Consider the following 18365-nt stretch of genomic DNA (forward strand, 5'->3'; position numbering starts at 1 on the left):
ATCGAACGGGAACGGCTTCAAGCGTCACCGATTCCCCACAGCCAAGCTGTCAATCCACGCATCCATCTCGTCGCTAGAAAGGCTCGGCCGCGGATCGTCCAGCGACGCCTTCACCCGGGCGCGGATCGAGGCCATTGCCTCCTCATGCGCCTGCTCATCGGCCAGGAAAAGCTGCATGGCAGCTTCCAGCACGTCGCTGGTCGACGCGTAGGCTCCAGTCTCGACCCGGCTGTTGATGATCTCGACCAATTCGGCAGGCAGGGTAATGCTGAGTTTCTGGTTCATGGCGCGATCTCCATCTTGGCTTGAAGGTAAGGGAGAATGGCGCAGGTCGCAATGCTTCTGTCGATCCCCACTAGGTAGGCAATTCAGGCTTGGCTGAGACCGGTTTTCGGCGATAGTCTGCAGGCGTAAATGATTTGCCGACGCAATCCCGGAGAGCCCAATGCCCGTTCACATCGCCCTGCTGCGCGCCGTCAATGTCGGTGGCACCGGCGCGCTGAAGATGGCGGAGCTGAAGGCGCTGTGCGAGGATCTCGGCTTCACCGGCGTGACGACCTATATCCAGAGCGGAAACGTACTGTTTCGCAGCGACCTTTCGAAGGCGCAGGCGGCGCAGACACTGGACACCGCCCTTGCCCGCATCCTTGGCAAGCAGCCGGGTGTCACCATCCGAGACCCCGGCGAGATGCAGGCCATCGTCGACGCAAACCCGTTTCCCGAGGCCAAGCCGAATTATCTGATGATCAGCTTTCTCAACGCACCGCCCCCGCCGATGCAATTGGCCGGCTGGTTGCTCCCGATGGAGAACGCGCCCATGTGTCGGGCTGCGAAATCTACGTGCATTATCCGAACGGCTCCGGCCGTTCGCGCCTCGTGCTTCCAGCCATCCGCCATGCCACCGCGCGCAACATGAACACGGTCGTCAAGCTTGCCGAACTCGGCCGCACGCTCGAACAAGGGTGACCACCCTTTCGCCACGGGACGCGCCGCCCTATATCAAAACAGGATCGAGCGACGGCAGGCAAAAGGCGAGTATCATGGATCACAGGACAGAAGCAGCCGGCGGCAAGCCTCCGCAAGATCGGCCCATCCCCTTCGACAACAGCTATGCCCGCCTGCCGCAAGCTTTCTTTGCCGCCGTGCATCCGACGCCGGTGGCGGAACCCTGGTTGATCAAGTTCAACCGGCCACTGGCAGAAGAACTCGGTCTCGATGCTGATGCCTTGGAGCGCGACGGGGCGGCAATCTTTTCCGGAAACCGGATTCCGGACGGCGCCGAACCGATTGCCATGGCCTATTCCGGCCACCAATTCGGCAGCTTCAATCCGCAACTCGGAGACGGGCGGGCGATCCTGCTCGGCGAGGTCATCGACCTCAATGGAAACCGCCGCGACATCCAGCTCAAGGGCTCCGGCCCCACCCCTATTCGCGACGAGGCGATGGTCGTGCAGCGCTTGGGCCGGTACTGCGCGAATACATCGTCAGCGAGGCGATGTACGCGCTCGGCATCCCGACGACCCGGGCGCTGGCGGCGGTCGTCACCGGCGAGGCGGTACAGCGCGAACAGATGCTTCCCGGCGGCGTCGTCACCCGCGTGGCCGCTAGCCATATCCGCGTCGGCACCTTCCAGTTCTTTGCCTCGCGCGGCGACAATGACGGCCTGCGGGCACTCGCCGATCACGTCATCGAACGGCACTACCCCCAGGTTTCAGGCGCGGAACGTCCCTATCTCGCTTTGCTTGAGGCCATCGTCTCGGCGCAAGCGGCGCTGATTGCCCGCTGGCTGCAGGTCGGCTTCATCCACGGCGTGATGAACACGGACAATTGCGCCGTCTCCGGCGAGACGATCGATTTCGGTCCCTGCGCCTTCCTCGACGAATACAATCCTTCGAAAGTCTTCTCCTCCATCGATCGCGGCGGCCGTTATGCCTATGCCAACCAGCCCTCGATCGGCCAGTGGAACCTGACGCGGCTTGCCGAAACCCTTCTGCCGCTGATCGACGCTGATGACGAGAAGGCCGTCGCGCTCGCAACGACCGCAATCCACGCCTATGGGGCGCAGTTCCAGAACCACTGCCTGGCCGGCATGGCCGCCAAGATTGGACTATCGCGCGTTGAAGATGATGACCTGGCGCTGGTCCAGTCGCTGCTGACGGCGATGCACGCGGGCGAAGCGGATTTTACCCTGAGCTTCCGCCGCCTCTCAGATGCCGCGGAGAGCGCCAATGCGGACGAAGGATTCGCCAGCCTGTTTGCCGACCCTGCCACCGCCCAGGCATGGCTTGCCGACTGGCGCGCCCGGCTTTCGCGCGATCCGCAGGCACCGGCAGAACGGGCCGATGCGATGCGTCGGCTCAACCCTGCCTTCATCCCCCGCAACCACCGCATCGAACAGGCGATCCTTGCTGCGACCCATGACGGCGATTTCTCGCTGTTCGAGGCGCTGGTCGAATGTCTGGCAAAACCGTACGAAGACCAGCCTAAATTTGCAGCGCTTGCCACACCGCCGGCGCGGGAAGAGCGGGTCCCGAAGACGTTTTGCGGGACGTGAGCCCCAGCCCGCCCCTCAGGTCGCTTTTGCGACCCATTTGTGCCAGTCGCGCTCGCTGCCGCGGAAGACGTTGAGGTCGATCTTTCCGTTGACGCCCTGGGAAAGGCCCGATCCTGAATATTGCCAGAACAGCCATTTGCGATCGGGATAACGCTTGGACGGATGGGCGGCGACAGAGCGCAGCCAGAAGGGGTAGTTCAGGAACTCGCCCTGCAGTTTGTCGGCATAGAAATCCGGAGCGGTATAGATGATCGGCCGCTGGCCATAATGGCGTTCCAGCTTGTCCATGAAGACCTGCATCTTCTCGAGCGTCTTTGCCCGCGAAAGCTTGAACTTGCAGCTGGATTCGCCGTTGTATTCGACATCGATGACAGGCGGCAGCGCGCCGGGTTCCTTCGGCACGTTGCGAATGAACCAGTCGGCCTGTTCGCCGGCGGTGCGGCACCAGTAGAAGAAGTGATACGCGCCGCGGCGGATGCCTGCTTCTTTTGCGCGCCGCCAGTTCGTCTTGAACATCGGATCGAGATGATCGCCGCCATCGGTGGCCTTGATGAAGGCGAAGTTGGCGCCCTGCGAGCGCAGCTTCGCCCAATCCATCTCGCCCTGCCATCGCGACACGTCGATACCATGCACCGCATGATTGCGCGGCGAGGCCTTGCCGAAATTGATCGGTTTGGCGTCGCTGAAGCGCTGACGGTAGATCGCGCCGCGTGCTGCCTGCTGGGCATCGATCGCAGGTACGGCCGGGACGAGCATCGCCACCGGCTTTTCAGCAGGCCGCGTCAAGTCTCCGGCCTGCGGCACAGTAACAAAAGCCTGCGACTGTGCGTCCGGAGCTGCCCAGGCGAGCTCATGCTGTTGCAATTGCGCGGTGTTGTTTTCCGCGGAGGCAATGATCTGCCCGATCTCGCCCGATGGCACAGGTGCAGCAATACGCCGCACGGAACTGGTTGTCTCCCGGCTTGCCCCTTGGGGCACCAGCGCCTCCGGCGTTGCTCCCGACGTGCAGCCGGACAGGACGAAGCTGGCAATCAGAACTGCCGGAACGATGCTCGAAAGAGCTGAAAAACGCATTGGAACCCGCACGCAAAACACCTTTTGTCACTGAATTTCCGGCTGCCGACAGCGCGGCGGTAGAGATCCCTAACGAAGTTTTACCGAAAAAGACTGAATCCAATCTTTACGGAACACGCCCATATTCCCTTGACATCGAAATATTTTAGGTAGATCGGTCTACATATGAAGCGGGAGATTGCGATGACCGGGAAAAAGCCTGTGCGGGACAGACTACTGAACGCTGCAGCCGAGCTGTTCTACAGCCAAGGCGTGGCGGCAACCGGTATCGACAAGATCACCGCCCGTGCGGGGGTCGCCAAAATGAGCCTGTACAATAATTTTTCATCCAAGGCGGATCTCGTTGAGACTTATCTCGAAAGCCGCGTTGTGGAATGGCAATCCCGTCTGGCTGAAAAGCTGAGGCAGGCAACGACGCCGCAAGACCGGATCCTGGCTGTTTTCGATTCCTATCTGGATTATGCGCGACCGGACAATGCCGTGACATTTCGCGGATGCGGACTTCTCAATGCCGCAGCCGAACTTCCCGTAAGCGATCCGGGCCGTGCGCTGGTTGCCTCGCAGAAAGATGAGGTGGTCCATTTCTTCGCCGAGAACCTCGCAGACATGATGGGGCAAGATCTTGCGACCGTGCGCGAGACGGCGCAGCATCTCTCCTTCGTGCTGGAAGGCGGCATGGCGCGCGCCGGCCTGGACGGGTCCGACGAGCGTTTGAAACTGGCGCGCACGATTGCTGTTTCCATTCTTGCGCATCTGCCCCGCAGGACCACACGGATGGAAGCGCCAAAGGCATGACCGATACTGTCACGTCCTGTAAACGCGTCCGAAATCGAACCAGTCTGATCATCCCCGTGGTCCTGCTGGAAGTAGCCCTGCTGGTATCATGGAGTTCGGGATTCGTCGGCGTGCGTTTTGCTGTCGATCACGCGCCGATCTTCCTGATCCTTCTGTGGCGCAGCCTCGTTTCCGGCATGCTGCTGCTGCCCTTTGCACTGTTCATCGGTCCGCGCATACAACTCAGGGATGCTCTCTGCGAAATGCTTTTCGGTATCTTCGCCATGGCAGGTTATCTGTCCGGTTTCGCGCTCGCCATTGCACAGGGCGTGCCCACCGGCCTTGTCGCCCTGATCGCCGACATGCTGCCGCTCGCAGTCGCGCTTTTGTCCTGGCCGGTTCTCGGCCAGGCGCTGACGCCCCGGCAATGGCTTGGTACCTTCATCGGACTGACGGGGGTGCTCATTGCCTCGGGCTGGACCGGCGATAGCGGAAACGTTCCGCTTTGGGCCTACGGCCTCCCCGTGCTCGGTACCGTTTCGCTGGCAATGGCAACGCTGCTGCAAAAGCGCCGTCGGAGCACGTCGATGCCGATCCATCAGCGACTGTGCATCCAATGCCTGACCTCGTCCGCCATCTTCGTCGTCTTCGCGTGGAAGGAGGGCGGGGTCGCCCCGGTCATGGACACCGGCTTCATCGCAGGTATTCTCTGGTTGGTTTTACTGGCAACATTCGGCGGCTGGAGTCTGTACTATACCGCGCTTGCGAAATCATCTCCGGCGCGCGTCACCGCTATTCTCTATCTCAGCCCACCCGTGACGATGCTCTGGGCCTGGATCATGTTTGATGAACCACTGTCCTGGGGCATGGCCGCCGGTCTGGCCGTCTCCCTGGCGGGCGTCTTTATCGTTGCCAGGGCACAAAAGCCGCCGCCGGCCATCCCGTAGATACCAAAGCTGCCAAGGGATTTTTCAGAACTTATCGAATTGTGGTCATTGAAAGGCAGTGTGCGCGCGTTATCTTCGGTTGCGTGTCGCGCTGCCGCAGAGGTTTGTCCTTTCCGGCGTGACCGCTTTTTCACGGCCCGGCCGGCGCATCATTTCGAAGACCGGACCTATCCGAATGCTTTCCGCGGGCCTGCACCTCGGCGCCCCGACCCGACGGAAAGAGGCCGCGACTGCGGCTCTCCACAACGGGAGATAAATTGAATGTTGATATTCACAGCCATTGTTTTCGGACTTGTGGGGCTTGCACTGAGCCTTGCCGGTGCCTGGCTCGCTGTGCTGGGTGGCAGCTTGTATTACGTCCTTGCCGGTCTGGGTTTTATCCTCACGGCGGGCCTGCTCTTTCAAAAGCGCGGTTCAGCGCTGATCGTCTACGCGGTCCTGATCGTTGCGACGCTCGCCTGGGCGATCTGGGAGGTCGGTTTCGATTGGTGGCAGCTTGGGCCGCGTGGCGGCATCATCATCCTGCTCGGTCTCTGGCTGCTTCTTCCTGCGGTGCGCAACCCGCTCGGTTTCACCAGCCCGACCGGCCAGCTCTACCGACCAAGCGCCCTGCCGCTCGGTCTCGCAGTGATCGCCTCCATCATCGTTGCCGGCTATGCGATGACGCAGGACCCGCTGGACACGATCGGCTCACTGCCGACGGAAAAGGTCGCAGCCGCGCCCGATCTCGGTGGCACCGTGCCTGATGGCGACTGGCACCAGTATGGCCGCACGCCCTATGGCCAGCGTTATTCGCCGCTTGCGGAAATCACCCCTGAAAACGTCTCGAAGCTCACGGTCGCGTGGCAATACCAGACCGGCGACGTCAAACGGCCAGATGATGTCGGCGAGACGACCTATCAGGTCACCCCGCTGAAAATCCGCGACACGCTCTATGTCTGCACGCCACACAATCTGGCGATCGCGCTCGATGCCGAGACCGGAAAGGAAAAATGGAAGTTCGATGCCAATTCCGGCATGAACCCCGACCGCCAGCACCAGACCTGCCGCGGCGTCAGCTATTATGCCGATCCGGCAGTTCCCGCCGGTCAGCCCTGTGCCGAACGCGTCTATCTTCCGACCGCCGATGCACGGCTGATCGCTCTTGATGCGGCGAACGGCCAGGTCTGCACGGGCTTTGCCGACAAGGGCACGCTGCACCTCGAAACCGGCATGAAATACACCCCGGCCGGCTATTATTATTCGACGTCCCCGCCCGTCATCGTCGCCGGCAAGATCATTATCGGCGGCGCCGTCAATGACAATTATTCGACGCAGGAACAGTCCGGCGTCATCCGCGCCTTCGACGTCAATTCCGGCGCGCTGGTCTGGAACTGGGACAGTGGCAATCCGGACGTGACCACGCCGCTGTCGGCGGGCCAGACCTATACGACCAACTCACCGAACAGCTGGTCGGTGTTCAGCTATGACGACAAGCTCAACCTTGTCTATATCCCGCTCGGCAACCAGGTGCCCGACCAGCTCGGCATGAACAGAAGCGAGCATGTCGAGAAATATTCCTCGTCGATCGTGGCGCTCGACATCACCAGCGGCGCCGTGCGCTGGGTTCGCCAGACCGTTCATCACGATCTCTGGGACATGGACGTCCCGGCGCAGCCTGTGCTGCTCGACATCAACGGCACTCCAGCGCTTGTCGGCCCGACCAAGCAGGGGGATATTTACGTGCTTGATCGGCGTACCGGCGAGCCGATCATTCCGATCAAGGAAATTCCGGCCCCGACCGGCGCGATCCCGGAAGACTTCACCGCGCCGACCCAGCCGATTTCCGATCTCACCTTCTCGCCGCCGCCACTGACGGGCAAGGATATGTGGGGCATCACGATGTTTGACCAGCTTGCCTGCCGGATCAACTTTGCGCGGCTGAAATATGAGGGCCGCTATACGCCGCCTTCGATCGAAGGCAGCCTGATCTATCCTGGCAATTTCGGCACGTTCAACTGGGGTTCGGTCGCGGTCGATCCGGAACGCCAGGTGATGTTCGGCATGCCGACCTATCTTGCCTTCACCTCGCAGCTTGTGCCGCGCGACCAGGTGCCGCCAAAGGCGCAGGACGAGAAGGGCTCGGAACAGGGCCTGAACCGCAATGACGGCGCTCCCTATGCCGTCAAGATGGGTCCGTTCCTGTCGCCGCTCGGCGTGCCCTGCCAGGCGCCGCCATGGGGCTATGTCGCAGGCGCTGACCTGCGCACCGGCGAGATCGCCTACAAGCACCGCAACGGCACGGTCTACGACATGACGCCGCTGCCCCTGCCCTTCAAGGTCGGCGTGCCCGGCATTGGTGGTCCGATGATCACCAAAAGCGGCCTCGCCTTCCTCGGTGCTGCCGTCGATAACTATCTGCGGGCCTATGACCTCACCACTGGCGAGCAGCTCTGGCAAGCCCGCCTGCCGGCCGGCGGCCAGTCAACGCCGATGACCTATACCAATGCCGCGGGCAAGCAGTTCGTCCTGATCGTCGCCGGCGGCCACGGCTCCGTCGGCACCAAGCCGGGCGATTATATCATCGCCTATACGCTGCCGAAGTAGGCAATGGGGCCGGCGGAGCAATCCGCCGGCCTTCGCCCTTGATTCATGCACTTTCCCGCTCGGCCGAGCAGCACTCAATTTGCTCCGTCATTCCTGTGGTTGTCACAGGAATCCAGCCATCGCGCATCCACGCTGTGAGAAGACTCTGCTTCCTTGGAACATTGTTCTTTCACGCAACAGGCGTCGCGGGGCTGGATTCTGCACGAAGTCCGGGATGACGGGGTTAGACGCGGCAACCGAGCCTAAACTTAGAGCCGCAGATCCCACGTGTTCGTGCGTAGCTCAGTACCTCCGTCGTCGCGTCTCGCGGGCGAAAGAATGCAGTTCTCAACATCGTCCTCGCCGATCCTTTTGAGATAGCCGAACAATTCAAGAAAATCCTTGTCCGGAAGATCCGTCAAAAGTTTCGGGTGATGGGCCACTATCCATTTTTGAAGCTCCGCGCCGAAGGCATCTCTAGTTGCTCCTTTCATCCTTAGATCGAGAGCTTTCACGTAGAAGGGCACGATGACTGTACCCGTGAGTTTCATGCCGACAGGACTGTCTGCACTTTCCGGCACGCACTGAAAGACCGCTGTCTCAAGCCGCTTCAGGGTTGCCTGCGGATCGGCACGATAACTCGCCAATATCCGCTCCACGCCTCTCGTATTCGGAACTTTGAGCGTGGTGAACAGACCACCAGCGATGACCGCCATTGCGGCAAGGATCAATAGAGCGCGCATCCTTCCCCCGTGTTTGCATGGGGATATACGGCAAAAGCAGTCAAACAATTATGCACCTGTCGCGAGCAATTTTATCCAATCGCGGATTATCTGCTCTCCGGATTCCACCAGTTATTTCGCGCCCATTCCTAGACACTTCCTTTAGGGACCGAAGTTATGATCGCATCAGGCAAAGACCGTCTTGCGTTCCCGAAGGGCTGCACATGAGTTCCGACTTACATATTGGAAAGGCTGAGTTACTGAGCGCGCTCAGCTATGCGCTCGACCTGACCGAAGGCCAGCCGGAAGGGCATGGGGTGCGGTGCTGCTGGATCGGCATGAACATCGGCCGTGCCATCGGTCTGTCCGGCGCGGATCTCGATGACCTCTACTATACGCTGTTGCTCAAGGATATCGGCTGCTCCAGCAATGCGGCGCGCATCTGCCAGCTTTATCTGATCGACGACCACGAGTTCAAGCGCGACGCCAAGCTACTGGATGAGAGCCTGCCGCAGGTGCTGCGCTTCGTGCTTTCGCATACTGGCTTGAAAGCCGGGCTGTCCGAGCGGTTCCGCTCGCTCGTCACCATCTTCACCACCGGCGGCACGATTGCCCGCGAACTGATCGAAACGCGCTGCCAGCGCGGCGCCGAGATCGTCCGCATGATGCGTTTTCCCGAAACGGTCGCCACCGGCATTCTCGATCTCGACGAATACTGGAACGGCAAGGGCAAGCCGAACGGCCTCTCCGGCACCGACATCTCGATCCATGCGCGCATCGCGCTGATCGCCCAGGTCGCCGACGTCTTCCATACGAGCGCCGGGTCGCTTGCCGCCCGCCGCGAGATCGAGCGGCGGGCCGGCAGTTGGTTCGATCCAGAGCTGGCAGTGGCTTTCGCCCAGATTGCCGCCGACCCAGCCTTCTGGGCAACGCTGGCCGCGCCGGACCTCAAGCAGACCGTCATTGACATGGCGGGCGAGGATTCCGGCGATGGCGTCGATGAGGACTATCTCGACGATGTCGCCGTCGCCTTTGCCGAAGTCGTCGATTCGAAAAGCCCTTTCACCAGCGGCCACAGCAAACGCGTGGCGCTGTTTACCGACATGATCGCCGAGGAAATGGGGCTGGACGAGGCGCGGCGGCGCTATCTCAAGCGAGTCGCCCTTCTGCACGATATCGGCAAGCTCGGGGTGTCGAACCAGATCCTCGACAAACCCGGCAAACCCGACGAAGACGAATGGCAGACGATCCGCAGCCATCCGGCCTTGAGCGAAATCATCCTGTCGAAGATCACGGCCTTTGCCGATCTCGCCCGCGTCGCCGGTGCCCATCATGAAAGGCTTGACGGACGCGGCTATCCGAACGGCATCAAGGGCGACGCGATCTGCGCCGGCACCCGCATCGTCACCACCGCCGACATCTTCGACGCGCTAACTGCCGACCGCCCCTATCGCGGCGCAATGCCGGTGTCGCAGGCGCTCGGCATCATGGAAAAAGACCTTGGTACTGCGCTCGACCCGGACTGTTTCCATGCCCTGGCCCGCGCCATGCAGAAGCTGGAGAAGGCGGCCGCCTGATCCGCCGCCCGCCGATCCACAAGGGTGGCTACACCATTTCGCCGACCATCCGGCCGATTTCGGCGAAGACCGGGTTCAGTTCCTTCACAGACACTTTTGCCTCGGCAATATAGACGCTGATGAAGATCGGCGAGCGGCGCTCCGGTTTAAAGAGGCCGACATCGCAGGCGCCGCCCTTGTCGGTCGTGCCGGTCTTTTCGCCGATCACGCCGTTTTTCGGCAAGCCCGCCCTAAGCCGCGCATCGCCGGTCTTGTTGCCCACCAGCCAGCCGAGCAGATGCTCGCGCGATTGCTCGGAAAGTGCGTCCCCCGCGATCAGCGTCGTGATCGTCTCGCGCATGGAAGCCGGTGTCGTCGTGTCGCGCGGGTCATCTTTCAATGATTCATTGAGATCGGGCTCGATGCGGTCGAGCCGCGTCTGCGTGTCGCCGATGGACCGCAGCCAGGCCGTCAGCCCCTTGGGACCGCCGACCTGGGCAAGCAGCAGGTTTCCGGCAGTATTGTCGCTGAGCGTAACCGCTGCCTCGCAGATGGCCGAGAGCGGCATGCCTTCGCCACCAGCGAATTTTTCCGTGGCCGGAGAATAGGTGACGAGGTCCGCCTTGGAGAAATGGATGCGCCGGGCCAGCGCGTCCTCGTTCTGGTCAACCCGCGCCAGCACGCAGGCCGCAACCAGCGTCTTGAAGGTGGAGAGCATGGGAAATTTTTCGGTCTCGCGATAGTCGAAACCGATATTGGTTCCGGTATCCAGCACGGAGACGCCCAGCCGCCCGCCGGTCTTCTTCTCAAGGGCTGCCAGCCGCACGTCGATATCGTCGGCTGCGGCAAAGGCGATGCGCGGGACCTGCAACACCGGCAGGAGAAGGGCCGCACCGCCGATAAGGCCGCGGCGGGTAAGGGACAGGGACATCGAATTTCCTCGCAACAGAGCCGATCAGAATGGCGAAGCGTCATCCGTTTGATTCGGGTGAGCGCTCGCCGATTTCGATCAGTAGGAGGCGAATGTGGCACTCCTATGCCTCGCCGCCCCCTCTTTTTGCAGTGATCGCGTCAGTGGGAATGCCCATGGGCACCGTGATCGTGGCTGCAGGAGCCAGTCTTCGTAGCGGTCTTCGCGGCGGTCTCGGCGTGCCCGCGATGCTCTTCGGCCACGGCCAGCGCCGGTGCATTCCACTCCTTGAGGGATTGCAGGAGAATCTGCACCGCAGAGGAGAGAAACAGGCCCGCCATGATGCCGGCGACGATCAGGTCCGGCCACTGCGTTGCCGTGCCCCATACGCCAAGCGCTGCGAACATCACCGCGACATTGCCGATGGCATCATTGCGCGAGCAGAGCCAGACGGAGCGCACATTGGCATCGCCATCCTTGTAGGCCATCAGCAGCCAGACGCTGGCCAGATTGGCGACAAGCGCCATGAAGCCGACGATGCCCATGACCGGCGCTTCCGGCACGCCGACGACGAAGACGCGGTAAAGCGTCGAACCCGCCACCCAGAGGCCCATCAGGAACAGGCTGACACCCTTGGCCATGGCAGCCGACGTGCGCACCCGGATGGATGCTCCGATCACCGCCAGAGACAGGCCGTAGGTGACGGCATCGGCGAAGAAATCCAGTGCATCAGCCTGCAGCGCCTGCGAGCGCGAAAGCTGGCCGGCGGTCATCTCTACGATGAACATCGCCGCATTGATGGCAATGACGATCCAGAGCCGGCGTTTGTAGTCGTCGGACACGCCTTCGAACGTGCCGTGATGATGTCCGCAGGATGCACTCATAAGTCACCTCTTTCGCTAGGCTTGAAATCATGTGACATGATATCTAATCTCTCTAGCAGCTATAGGTTCAAGAGGTTTTTTCAGAAATGTACTCGATCGGCGATCTTTCTAAAAAGACGGGCGTCAAAATCCCGACCATCCGCTATTACGAACAAATGGGGCTGATCGCAGCCCCCGACCGGACCGAGGGCAACCAGCGCCGCTATGAGCGCCGGGAGCTTGAACGGCTGAGCTTCATCCGCCACGCCCGCGATCTCGGCCTGTCGATCGAGGCGATCCGCGATCTGGTGGAACTCAGCCAGCATCCGGAAAAGCCCTGCACCGGCGCCGATGCAATCGCCACCACCCATCTTGCCTCGGTGCGGGCGAAGATCGCACAATTGAAAAAGCTGGAGCACGAACTGGAACGCATCGTCTCCCACTGCGCCGGCCACACCGTCGGCGACTGCTATGTCATCCGCGCCTTGTCCGACCACGGGTTGTGTGAGGGGAGCATGGATGAGGTTTGACGCGATCGCGACATCGTAAAATTCGCACCGTTGATGTAATTGGGCAGACCGTTCAAAAACTCCTAAATGCCTTTGTCCATGCCGTATCATCCGGCTCGCGGAAGTGGCGTCAAGAAAACGCGCTCGTAGCTGATGAAGGGTGGGTTTTCGCCGAAACGTATGTTCGCAGCCACTCCATCTGGATCTTTCGCAACCTGCTCACGGTACTGCAGGTACGTTTTCTCATCTGGAAAGGTGAATAGTGCGATCGCTACGTCAGTTGCTCCTTGCTTGCCCACGCCTGGAAAACTTACCTCAGCCTCTTTGGGCTTGTCGCGGGGTACAAAATAGCCATGGTGCTTACCACCATGGCGTTCAATGAGCTCGATCCAAATTTGAGCGTATGCCTCGAACTCGGAAATTCGATATTGATCCACGCGGTATCGAACTTCGCATGTGACGGGGCGCTTGAGCATGGAGTTCATCTTCTTTTGATCGCGGACAGACCCCTTGGATTTTTGCCTTCAAGGGTTCTGGTATCTTATGGCATGGCAAATCTTTCCGGAACAGATCGCTCGCAAGTGCTGCTTCTGCCGGCGGCGGTTGACAACTACATCGGGGCGGACAACCCGGTTCGTTTCATTCTGGAAAATCCTGTCCCCGAAACGCTGGGACTTGCTGCGAGCCATGACCGGCGGGGAGCCAATGGCGCTTCGGGAAATTGCGCGACGCATCGGCCGGGGGCCGTGCATAGCGATGTGCATGCGCTCCTTGATGCCGACATTCTTGACAGGACTGAGGATGGAAGAATCGTTTTTCCTTAGGATGCCATCCATGTGGACTTCACGCCGCGCGCCGCGTAAGCCCGTTGACACCGCTCCCGAAACGCGCAATGACTGCCACCATGATCAGAACCGCAACCATCGCCCGCTGGTATTTTACGCTGCTCCCATAGGTGCGGCTGTCTGATTTCGTTCAACAAGCCGCCATCAGGCGGCTTTTGTTTTGGATGGCACCTGATGGCGGAAACCCATTCTGGAGCCGACCATGCTGAATACTGCCCCTACCCTTTCGAAGACGCCCACCCTTTCCCAGACCGAGGCGCGACCGCCGATGGTGACGCTACGCGTTGCAAAACCGCGCGACCTGCCCGAACTGCGCGCGATGATCGCAGCCCTTGCTGCCCATCACGGCGATGCCGCCGCAATTACGCCCGAGGACCTGGAGCGCGACCTGTTCGGCGTCATGCCCTGGATCACCGCACTCGTGGCCGAAGCCGGCGGCCGGCTGATCGGATACGCCATTCTTGTGCCGCTTTACCGGGCAAGCGAAGGCCGGCGCGGCATGGAATTGCATCATCTCTATGTGGAACCGGAAAGCCGCGGCACTGGCATCGGCCGCCACCTCGTCGCCAAGGCCCGCGAGCAGGCGAAGATGGCCGGCTGCGCCTACCTCTCCGTCAGCGCCGCAACCGGCAATTTCCAGGCGCATCGCTTCTACCAGTCCGAACAGTTCATCCCCGGCCCGGTAACCGGCATGCGGTATTTGCAGGCGCTGGCGTGAGCGCTTGCACGGCGCGAGTCAACGAATGAGCGAGATCGTACAGGGAAGATCATCTAGGCTCGCCCATATCTGGTCTGCAGTCACTGCCGTGGCTGCATCCAGGCTGGCCAGCGCCAGACAGGCGCGATCGGCAAAGGAAAGCCCGAGCCTGCGGCTTTGTGGCCGGAGTTTTGCCGCTGCTTCGGCGGCAGCGGCGTCAAAAGCCACCACCTCCAGCCGCAGGGCACCGAGCAGGCCAAAGGCTTCCCCGGCGTCCATGCCCTTGTCGATCAGCTTGGCCCCGGCTTCCGAATAATTGACGGCGGAGACGCGGCCTCCGGGCAGATAGGCCGCAGCCCTGTCGGCACCCGGTTCGGAAAATGCCATGGCCAAAAGGGCGGACGCGTCAAAGACAGCACCGCTCATTCTCGGTTTGCCTCTGCACGGCGCTCGGCAATCAATTCCTCCGAGACGACGGTGCCCGGTGCCACAAGCTCCCTTGCCCGCCGCTTCAACTGGTGCAGGGCGACAAGCGGCGTGATGACCCGCAACTCGCCATCGATCACCGAGACGGTCGCTCGACCGTCACCATCCAGCATCATGGCGTGCCGGATTTCGGCAGGCAGGATAAGATTTCCTTCCGCAGAAATATCGATCGGCTGAAAACCGACCGTTCCAGGCACTGTTGCCCGCGGCACAGGTGCGCTTGCAGGTTGGCCCGCCATGCGAGACTGAAGTTCCTTTTTCCAATGGGAATACTGCGTAAATCCCGTGCCCTCATTGCCATCTTCCGCAATATAGCGATCGACAACTTCCCGGCCGCTTGGAACAATGCCAGTCCTTGCGAAAAGCTCATCGCAGATTTGCCAGATACGCGCCTTTTCCGAGCCGGGACGAACCTGCAGATGCAGCATGTGCATAGGCTTTCTCTCCATCGTAAAAAGAGAACATAAAACTCCACCCCGAAAAACTCAACGTTAAACGTTATATATAACGTTAAATTAAAATATGGATCGAGTTTTTACAATGCCGGGATCGCCTTCAAATACGCAGCGATCGCTTCACGGTCTGCCGCTGGCAGCTTGGCCATGTTTTTCTGGACCTCGACCATCGAGCCACCGACCGAATCGAATTCGGGGGTGAAGCCGGTTTCGAGATAGCTGGCGATCTCGCCGGCGCTCCAGGCACCGATGCTCTTCGAACCCGGTGTGATATTCGGGATGCGGCCCTCGCCTTCGGGATTGGGCGCGCCGGCCAGCCACATGCCGCTCTCGAAGCCACCCAGCGCATTGCGCGGCGTGTGGCATTCGCCGCAATGGCCGGGGCCTTCGACCAGATATTGGCCGCGGGCGATCTTCGGATCGCTGGTATCGACCGTCACGCGCGGCTTGTCGGTGAAGAACAACAGCTTCCAGCCGCCCAGCGACAGGCGGATGTTGAAGGGAAACGGCAGATCGTGCGACGGCGCGACATTGGCGCTTTTCGGCAGGGTCTTGATATAGCCGAACAGATCGTTGACATCCTTTGCCGTCAGCCGGGCATAGGAACCATAGGGAAAGGACGGATACAGATGCTCTCCCTGCTTTCCGACGCCGCGGGTCATCGCATCGCCGAATTCGGCAAGCGTCCAGCCGCCGATGCCGGCCGTTTCATCCGGTGAGATATTGGGGACGTGGAAGGTGCCGAACGGGCTTTTCAGCGGCAGGCCGCCGGCCAGCACCAGCTTGGCATCGCCCTCGGCACCGGGGACAGCATGACAACTGACACAGCCGCCGGCGGAAAAGACCAGCGCACCATTGGCAATATCAGCCTCGCCTAGCCCTTCCCAGTGGCTGGCAGGCCAGGGTTCGGGTTTGGTCAGGAACCACCCAGCGGCCGCGGCAACGACGCCGAAAACCACCAGTGAAGACACCAGCTTGCGCAATCTCTGCCCCATCCGTCTCTCTCCCGACTAGCACATACAAAGCGTGACGCGTTGCGGCGTAGTCTCGCGCAACACGCACTTATCTCAACACAGAAACAGCGTACCGGCCATAGGCCGATACGCCGGAGGGATCGCGCAAAGGGGAAATCGGTCTACGGCCTCACTTCTTGAGACGGTAGACCTCATGACAGCCGCCGCAATTCGGACCGATGGTGCCGAGGGCAGCGCCGACGGCTGCTTGATCGGCGGGCATTGCAGCCAGGACCGCATCCGCATCTGCACCAAGCTTCAGCGCCTTTGCCTTGAAGTCCTCCATGTTTTCCCAGATCTTCGGGCTTGCTTCCGTGTCCATGCCGGTTTCGGAGCCTGCCGGGAACTGGTCGGGGAAGGCCTTTGCCGTCTCGGACATCGTGGTCAGCGATGCGGTGACGACGGCGGCATCATAGGGCTTCTCACCCTTGGCGATGCCCGCCAGCGCGCCCATGGCGCCGCCGACCTTCTTCATCATCTCCTGGCGCACCATCTGCGGCTCATCGGCAGCGGTGACGGCGCCCATGGCAAGCCCGGTAAAGGCGATGGCGAACAATGCAGTTTTCAATTTCATAAAACACTCCCGGTCCGTTGGCAGGCCCGCAGCAGTCTCGTGCAGCGGCCCTTCTTTGAATTGCACCGGCATGATTGCATTTTAGAGGGCTGAAGGAAGTAACTTTTTTGAGAAAGCGACGCACCGGAAAACGTATTTCACGATGAAAACACTCAGGTTTCATCTCCCCATCCAGCCATGCCATGCCGTCAGGGCGGCCACGAGGACGAGCAGCAAGCCGACGGCGCGGCCGACATTGGCGGTCAGCGACGGGCTCGATACCATGACATCACGTCCCTGCCCCGCAGCCAGCGCCAATCCGCCATAGACGCCAAGCTGCGTCAGCGCCGTCATGATGCCCATGATCACCGCCTGTGCCCAGATCGGGCCGAATTCCGGTTTGAGGAATTGCGGATAGATCGCGAAGGTGAAGAGGTAGGCTTTCGGGTTCATCAGGCAGGTCAGCGCGCCGCGCCGGAAACTCGTCCAGCGCGTCAGCCGGACCGAAGGCTCGACGGCGCCGATCGCGATATTGCTGCGCAGAAGCGAGAAGCCGATCCAGGCGATATAAAGGGCGCCGGCGACCAGCAAAACATTGAAGAGCTGTGGCACCAGATGCAGGATGACGCCGACACCGAGCGCGCCATAGATCGAATGAACCACGCCGCCCGCCATGATGCCCGCTGTCGCCGAGAGGCCGGAGGCGCGTCCCCGGTCAGCGAATTGGCTAGCACGAAGACCATGTCCATGCCCGGCACAATGATGATCCCGAACAGAAGGGTGAAATAAAGCCAGAGGTTTTCGGCATAGGTCATGTCAGTTGTCCGCCATTTCAAAATTGATCGTCTTAAGGATCAGCTTGTTTTTCAAGCCGTTGCGCGGTTCTATACAGTGGCGCTCCTGACAGCGTTCTGTCAGGAGCGTTTCGGTGCAGACTTGGAATGAGAAGGAAATTCATGCGCAAGGCATCGCGCCTGTTCGAGATCATCCAGATCCTGCGGCTGGCAACACGGCCTGTGACGGCAGCCCGGATCGCGGAGGCGCTGGAGGTCACGGTGCGCTCGATCTACCGCGATATCGCAGCCCTTCAGGCGATGCGCGTGCCGATCGAGGGCGGGCGCGGCATTGGCTATATCCTGCGCCCCGGCTTCGACCTGCCGCCGCTGATGTTTTCGATCGAGGAGACAGAGGCGATCGTTTTGGCCTTGGCGTTGCTGGAGCGCATCGGCGACGCGGAACTGATAGCCGCCGCCCGGCGCGTCAACGGCAAGATCGCCGGCGCCATGCCCGCACCACTTCGCCAGGCGTTGCAGGGCAACGCGCTGCATGCCTGGGGCACGGTCGCACCGCCGCCGACGGGCGTCGATCTTGCGCTGGTGCGCCAGGCGATCCGCGACGAACAGAAGCTCTTGATCGATTATCGCGACGAATATGGCCGGGCGACCGAACGAAACGTCAAACCGCTGGCGCTCATCTATTATTCAGCGACCGCCGTGATCGTCGGCTGGTGCGAACTGCGCGCTGCCATCCGCAACTTCCGGGCCGACCGCGTGGAAAGCTGCGCACCGCTGGACGCGCATTTCCGTGGCGAAGGCGATGGTCTGCGGGATTTGTGGATCAGGGGTGGAATGTCACAGCGCCACCTGCCTGACGGCAGGGCGCCTATTACAGTTCGCCCTCAGATCGATGAGCGCTGATAAACGCGACCAAGAAATCGAATATCTGCTAAGGGCGACGCCGCTCCCGTGGAGCCTGGGGCCTTGCGCTTGGTTCACGCAACTGATCGCTGCCCGCTGGTTTCTTGAGATCTGCGCGTCACGGTTCTAGAAAATATAGATCGAA

General features: G+C 61.0%; 17 protein-coding genes and 3 pseudogenes. 10 read left to right on the forward strand and 10 right to left on the reverse strand.

Annotated elements, in window-relative coordinates:
- Window positions 1-24: 24 nt before the first annotated feature.
- Window positions 25-285 (reverse strand): type II toxin-antitoxin system ParD family antitoxin, encoded by a 261-nt coding sequence (locus tag P6U16_RS04705; RefSeq protein ID WP_277702796.1) that lies wholly within the window; start codon window positions 283-285, stop codon window positions 25-27.
- 160 nt (window positions 286-445) lie between these two features.
- Between P6U16_RS04705 and P6U16_RS04710 the strand changes: the two are divergent.
- Together P6U16_RS04710 and P6U16_RS04715 are read left to right on the forward strand one after the other, a co-directional pair.
- A pseudogene (locus tag P6U16_RS04710) lies at window positions 446-966 on the forward strand (DUF1697 domain-containing protein).
- A 74-nt stretch (window positions 967-1040) separates the two neighbouring features.
- Window positions 1041-2554: pseudogene (locus P6U16_RS04715) on the forward strand (protein adenylyltransferase SelO).
- A 15-nt stretch (window positions 2555-2569) separates the two neighbouring features.
- Here P6U16_RS04715 and P6U16_RS04720 read toward each other — a convergent pair.
- Window positions 2570-3628, reverse strand: coding sequence for a GH25 family lysozyme (locus P6U16_RS04720; protein WP_277704010.1), 1059 nt, complete (start codon window positions 3626-3628; stop codon window positions 2570-2572).
- Window positions 3629-3811: 183 nt separating this feature from the next.
- Between P6U16_RS04720 and P6U16_RS04725 the strand changes: the two genes are divergently transcribed.
- From P6U16_RS04725 to P6U16_RS04735, 3 genes are all read left to right on the forward strand, one after another.
- The gene (locus P6U16_RS04725) at window positions 3812-4423 is read left to right on the forward strand and encodes a TetR/AcrR family transcriptional regulator (protein WP_277702797.1); all 612 of its coding nucleotides are present in this window, start codon (window positions 3812-3814) and stop codon (window positions 4421-4423) included.
- Window positions 4420-5349, forward strand: a complete 930-nt coding sequence (locus P6U16_RS04730; protein WP_277702798.1) for a DMT family transporter — start codon at window positions 4420-4422, stop codon at window positions 5347-5349. The genes P6U16_RS04725 and P6U16_RS04730 overlap by 4 nt, the downstream gene beginning before the upstream one ends.
- 261 nt (window positions 5350-5610) lie before the next feature.
- Entirely contained in the window at window positions 5611-7935 is a 2325-nt protein-coding gene (locus P6U16_RS04735; RefSeq protein WP_277702799.1) for a glucose/quinate/shikimate family membrane-bound PQQ-dependent dehydrogenase, read from the forward strand.
- A 248-nt stretch (window positions 7936-8183) separates the two neighbouring features.
- On the opposite strand, the gene P6U16_RS04740 is transcribed toward P6U16_RS04735, so the two are convergent.
- Window positions 8184-8645 carry a hypothetical protein gene (locus P6U16_RS04740; protein ID WP_277702800.1) on the reverse strand — a complete coding sequence of 154 codons (462 nt, stop codon included), beginning with the start codon at window positions 8643-8645 and terminating at the stop codon, window positions 8184-8186.
- A 215-nt stretch (window positions 8646-8860) separates the two neighbouring features.
- Between P6U16_RS04740 and P6U16_RS04745 the strand changes: the two genes are divergently transcribed.
- On the forward strand, window positions 8861-10213 hold the full coding sequence (locus P6U16_RS04745) for an HD domain-containing protein (RefSeq protein ID WP_277702801.1): 1353 nt from the start codon (window positions 8861-8863) through the stop codon (window positions 10211-10213).
- Between the two features lie 28 nt (window positions 10214-10241).
- Here the strand turns inward: P6U16_RS04745 and bla are convergent, their stop codons facing one another.
- On the reverse strand, window positions 10242-11123 hold the full coding sequence (gene bla, locus P6U16_RS04750; protein ID WP_277702802.1) for a class A beta-lactamase: 882 nt from the start codon (window positions 11121-11123) through the stop codon (window positions 10242-10244).
- A 140-nt stretch (window positions 11124-11263) separates the two neighbouring features.
- The gene (locus P6U16_RS04755; RefSeq protein WP_277702803.1) at window positions 11264-11986 is read right to left on the reverse strand and encodes a cation transporter; all 723 of its coding nucleotides are present in this window, start codon (window positions 11984-11986) and stop codon (window positions 11264-11266) included.
- An 86-nt stretch (window positions 11987-12072) separates the two neighbouring features.
- Here P6U16_RS04755 and P6U16_RS04760 point away from each other — a divergent pair, with 86 nt between their 5' ends.
- The 3 genes from P6U16_RS04760 (at window position 12073) to P6U16_RS04770 (ending at window position 14037) form a co-directional block, all read left to right on the forward strand.
- Window positions 12073-12495 carry a helix-turn-helix domain-containing protein gene (locus P6U16_RS04760; RefSeq protein ID WP_277702804.1) on the forward strand — a complete coding sequence of 141 codons (423 nt, stop codon included), beginning with the start codon at window positions 12073-12075 and terminating at the stop codon, window positions 12493-12495.
- A 332-nt stretch (window positions 12496-12827) separates the two neighbouring features.
- On the forward strand, window positions 12828-13298 hold the full coding sequence (locus P6U16_RS04765) for a hypothetical protein (RefSeq protein WP_277702805.1): 471 nt from the start codon (window positions 12828-12830) through the stop codon (window positions 13296-13298).
- Window positions 13299-13521: 223 nt separating this feature from the next.
- The gene (locus tag P6U16_RS04770) at window positions 13522-14037 is read left to right on the forward strand and encodes a GNAT family N-acetyltransferase (protein WP_277702806.1); all 516 of its coding nucleotides are present in this window, start codon (window positions 13522-13524) and stop codon (window positions 14035-14037) included.
- Between the two features lie 18 nt (window positions 14038-14055).
- Here the strand turns inward: P6U16_RS04770 and P6U16_RS04775 are convergent, their stop codons facing one another.
- From P6U16_RS04775 to P6U16_RS04795, 5 genes and pseudogenes are all read right to left on the reverse strand, one after another.
- A complete protein-coding gene (locus P6U16_RS04775; RefSeq protein ID WP_277702807.1) occupies window positions 14056-14442 on the reverse strand; it encodes a type II toxin-antitoxin system VapC family toxin in 387 nt (128 codons plus the stop codon).
- Entirely contained in the window at window positions 14439-14936 is a 498-nt protein-coding gene (locus P6U16_RS04780) for a hypothetical protein (RefSeq protein WP_277702808.1), read from the reverse strand. Before P6U16_RS04780 ends, P6U16_RS04775 begins: the two co-directional genes overlap by 4 nt.
- A gap of 101 nt (window positions 14937-15037) precedes the next feature.
- A complete protein-coding gene (locus P6U16_RS04785) occupies window positions 15038-15952 on the reverse strand; it encodes a cytochrome c (protein WP_277702809.1) in 915 nt (304 codons plus the stop codon).
- A 148-nt stretch (window positions 15953-16100) separates the two neighbouring features.
- Window positions 16101-16544: a cytochrome c gene (locus P6U16_RS04790; RefSeq protein ID WP_277702810.1), complete on the reverse strand. Its 444-nt coding sequence runs from the start codon at window positions 16542-16544 to the stop codon at window positions 16101-16103.
- Window positions 16545-16703: 159 nt separating this feature from the next.
- Window positions 16704-17338 (reverse strand): annotated as a pseudogene (locus tag P6U16_RS04795) (LysE family translocator).
- A gap of 141 nt (window positions 17339-17479) precedes the next feature.
- On the opposite strand from P6U16_RS04795, the gene P6U16_RS04800 reads away from it, so the two are divergent.
- Window positions 17480-18220 carry a YafY family protein gene (locus tag P6U16_RS04800; protein ID WP_277702811.1) on the forward strand — a complete coding sequence of 247 codons (741 nt, stop codon included), beginning with the start codon at window positions 17480-17482 and terminating at the stop codon, window positions 18218-18220.
- Window positions 18221-18365: the final 145 nt, after the last annotated feature.

This window comes from Rhizobium sp. 32-5/1 (assembly GCF_029537235.1).
GTDB lineage: Bacteria > Pseudomonadota > Alphaproteobacteria > Rhizobiales > Rhizobiaceae > Pararhizobium.

Excerpts from the sequence above, each read along its gene's own strand:
- P6U16_RS04705 (WP_277702796.1), bottom strand. The coding sequence starts at position 285 with ATGAACCAGAAACTCAGCATTACCCTGCCTGCCGAATTGGTCGAGATC.
- P6U16_RS04720 (WP_277704010.1), bottom strand. The coding sequence starts at position 3,628 with ATGCGTTTTTCAGCTCTTTCGAGCATCGTTCCGGCAGTTCTGATTGCC.
- P6U16_RS04725 (WP_277702797.1), top strand. The coding sequence starts at position 3,812 with ATGACCGGGAAAAAGCCTGTGCGGGACAGACTACTGAACGCTGCAGCC.
- P6U16_RS04730 (WP_277702798.1), top strand. The coding sequence starts at position 4,420 with ATGACCGATACTGTCACGTCCTGTAAACGCGTCCGAAATCGAACCAGT.
- P6U16_RS04735 (WP_277702799.1), top strand. The coding sequence starts at position 5,611 with ATGTTGATATTCACAGCCATTGTTTTCGGACTTGTGGGGCTTGCACTG.
- P6U16_RS04745 (WP_277702801.1), top strand. The coding sequence starts at position 8,861 with ATGAGTTCCGACTTACATATTGGAAAGGCTGAGTTACTGAGCGCGCTC.
- bla (WP_277702802.1), bottom strand. The coding sequence starts at position 11,123 with ATGTCCCTGTCCCTTACCCGCCGCGGCCTTATCGGCGGTGCGGCCCTT.
- P6U16_RS04755 (WP_277702803.1), bottom strand. The coding sequence starts at position 11,986 with ATGAGTGCATCCTGCGGACATCATCACGGCACGTTCGAAGGCGTGTCC.
- P6U16_RS04760 (WP_277702804.1), top strand. The coding sequence starts at position 12,073 with ATGTACTCGATCGGCGATCTTTCTAAAAAGACGGGCGTCAAAATCCCG.
- P6U16_RS04765 (WP_277702805.1), top strand. The coding sequence starts at position 12,828 with ATGGTGCTTACCACCATGGCGTTCAATGAGCTCGATCCAAATTTGAGC.
- P6U16_RS04770 (WP_277702806.1), top strand. The coding sequence starts at position 13,522 with ATGCTGAATACTGCCCCTACCCTTTCGAAGACGCCCACCCTTTCCCAG.
- P6U16_RS04775 (WP_277702807.1), bottom strand. The coding sequence starts at position 14,442 with ATGAGCGGTGCTGTCTTTGACGCGTCCGCCCTTTTGGCCATGGCATTT.
- P6U16_RS04780 (WP_277702808.1), bottom strand. The coding sequence starts at position 14,936 with ATGCACATGCTGCATCTGCAGGTTCGTCCCGGCTCGGAAAAGGCGCGT.
- P6U16_RS04785 (WP_277702809.1), bottom strand. The coding sequence starts at position 15,952 with ATGGGGCAGAGATTGCGCAAGCTGGTGTCTTCACTGGTGGTTTTCGGC.
- P6U16_RS04790 (WP_277702810.1), bottom strand. The coding sequence starts at position 16,544 with ATGAAATTGAAAACTGCATTGTTCGCCATCGCCTTTACCGGGCTTGCC.
- P6U16_RS04800 (WP_277702811.1), top strand. The coding sequence starts at position 17,480 with ATGCGCAAGGCATCGCGCCTGTTCGAGATCATCCAGATCCTGCGGCTG.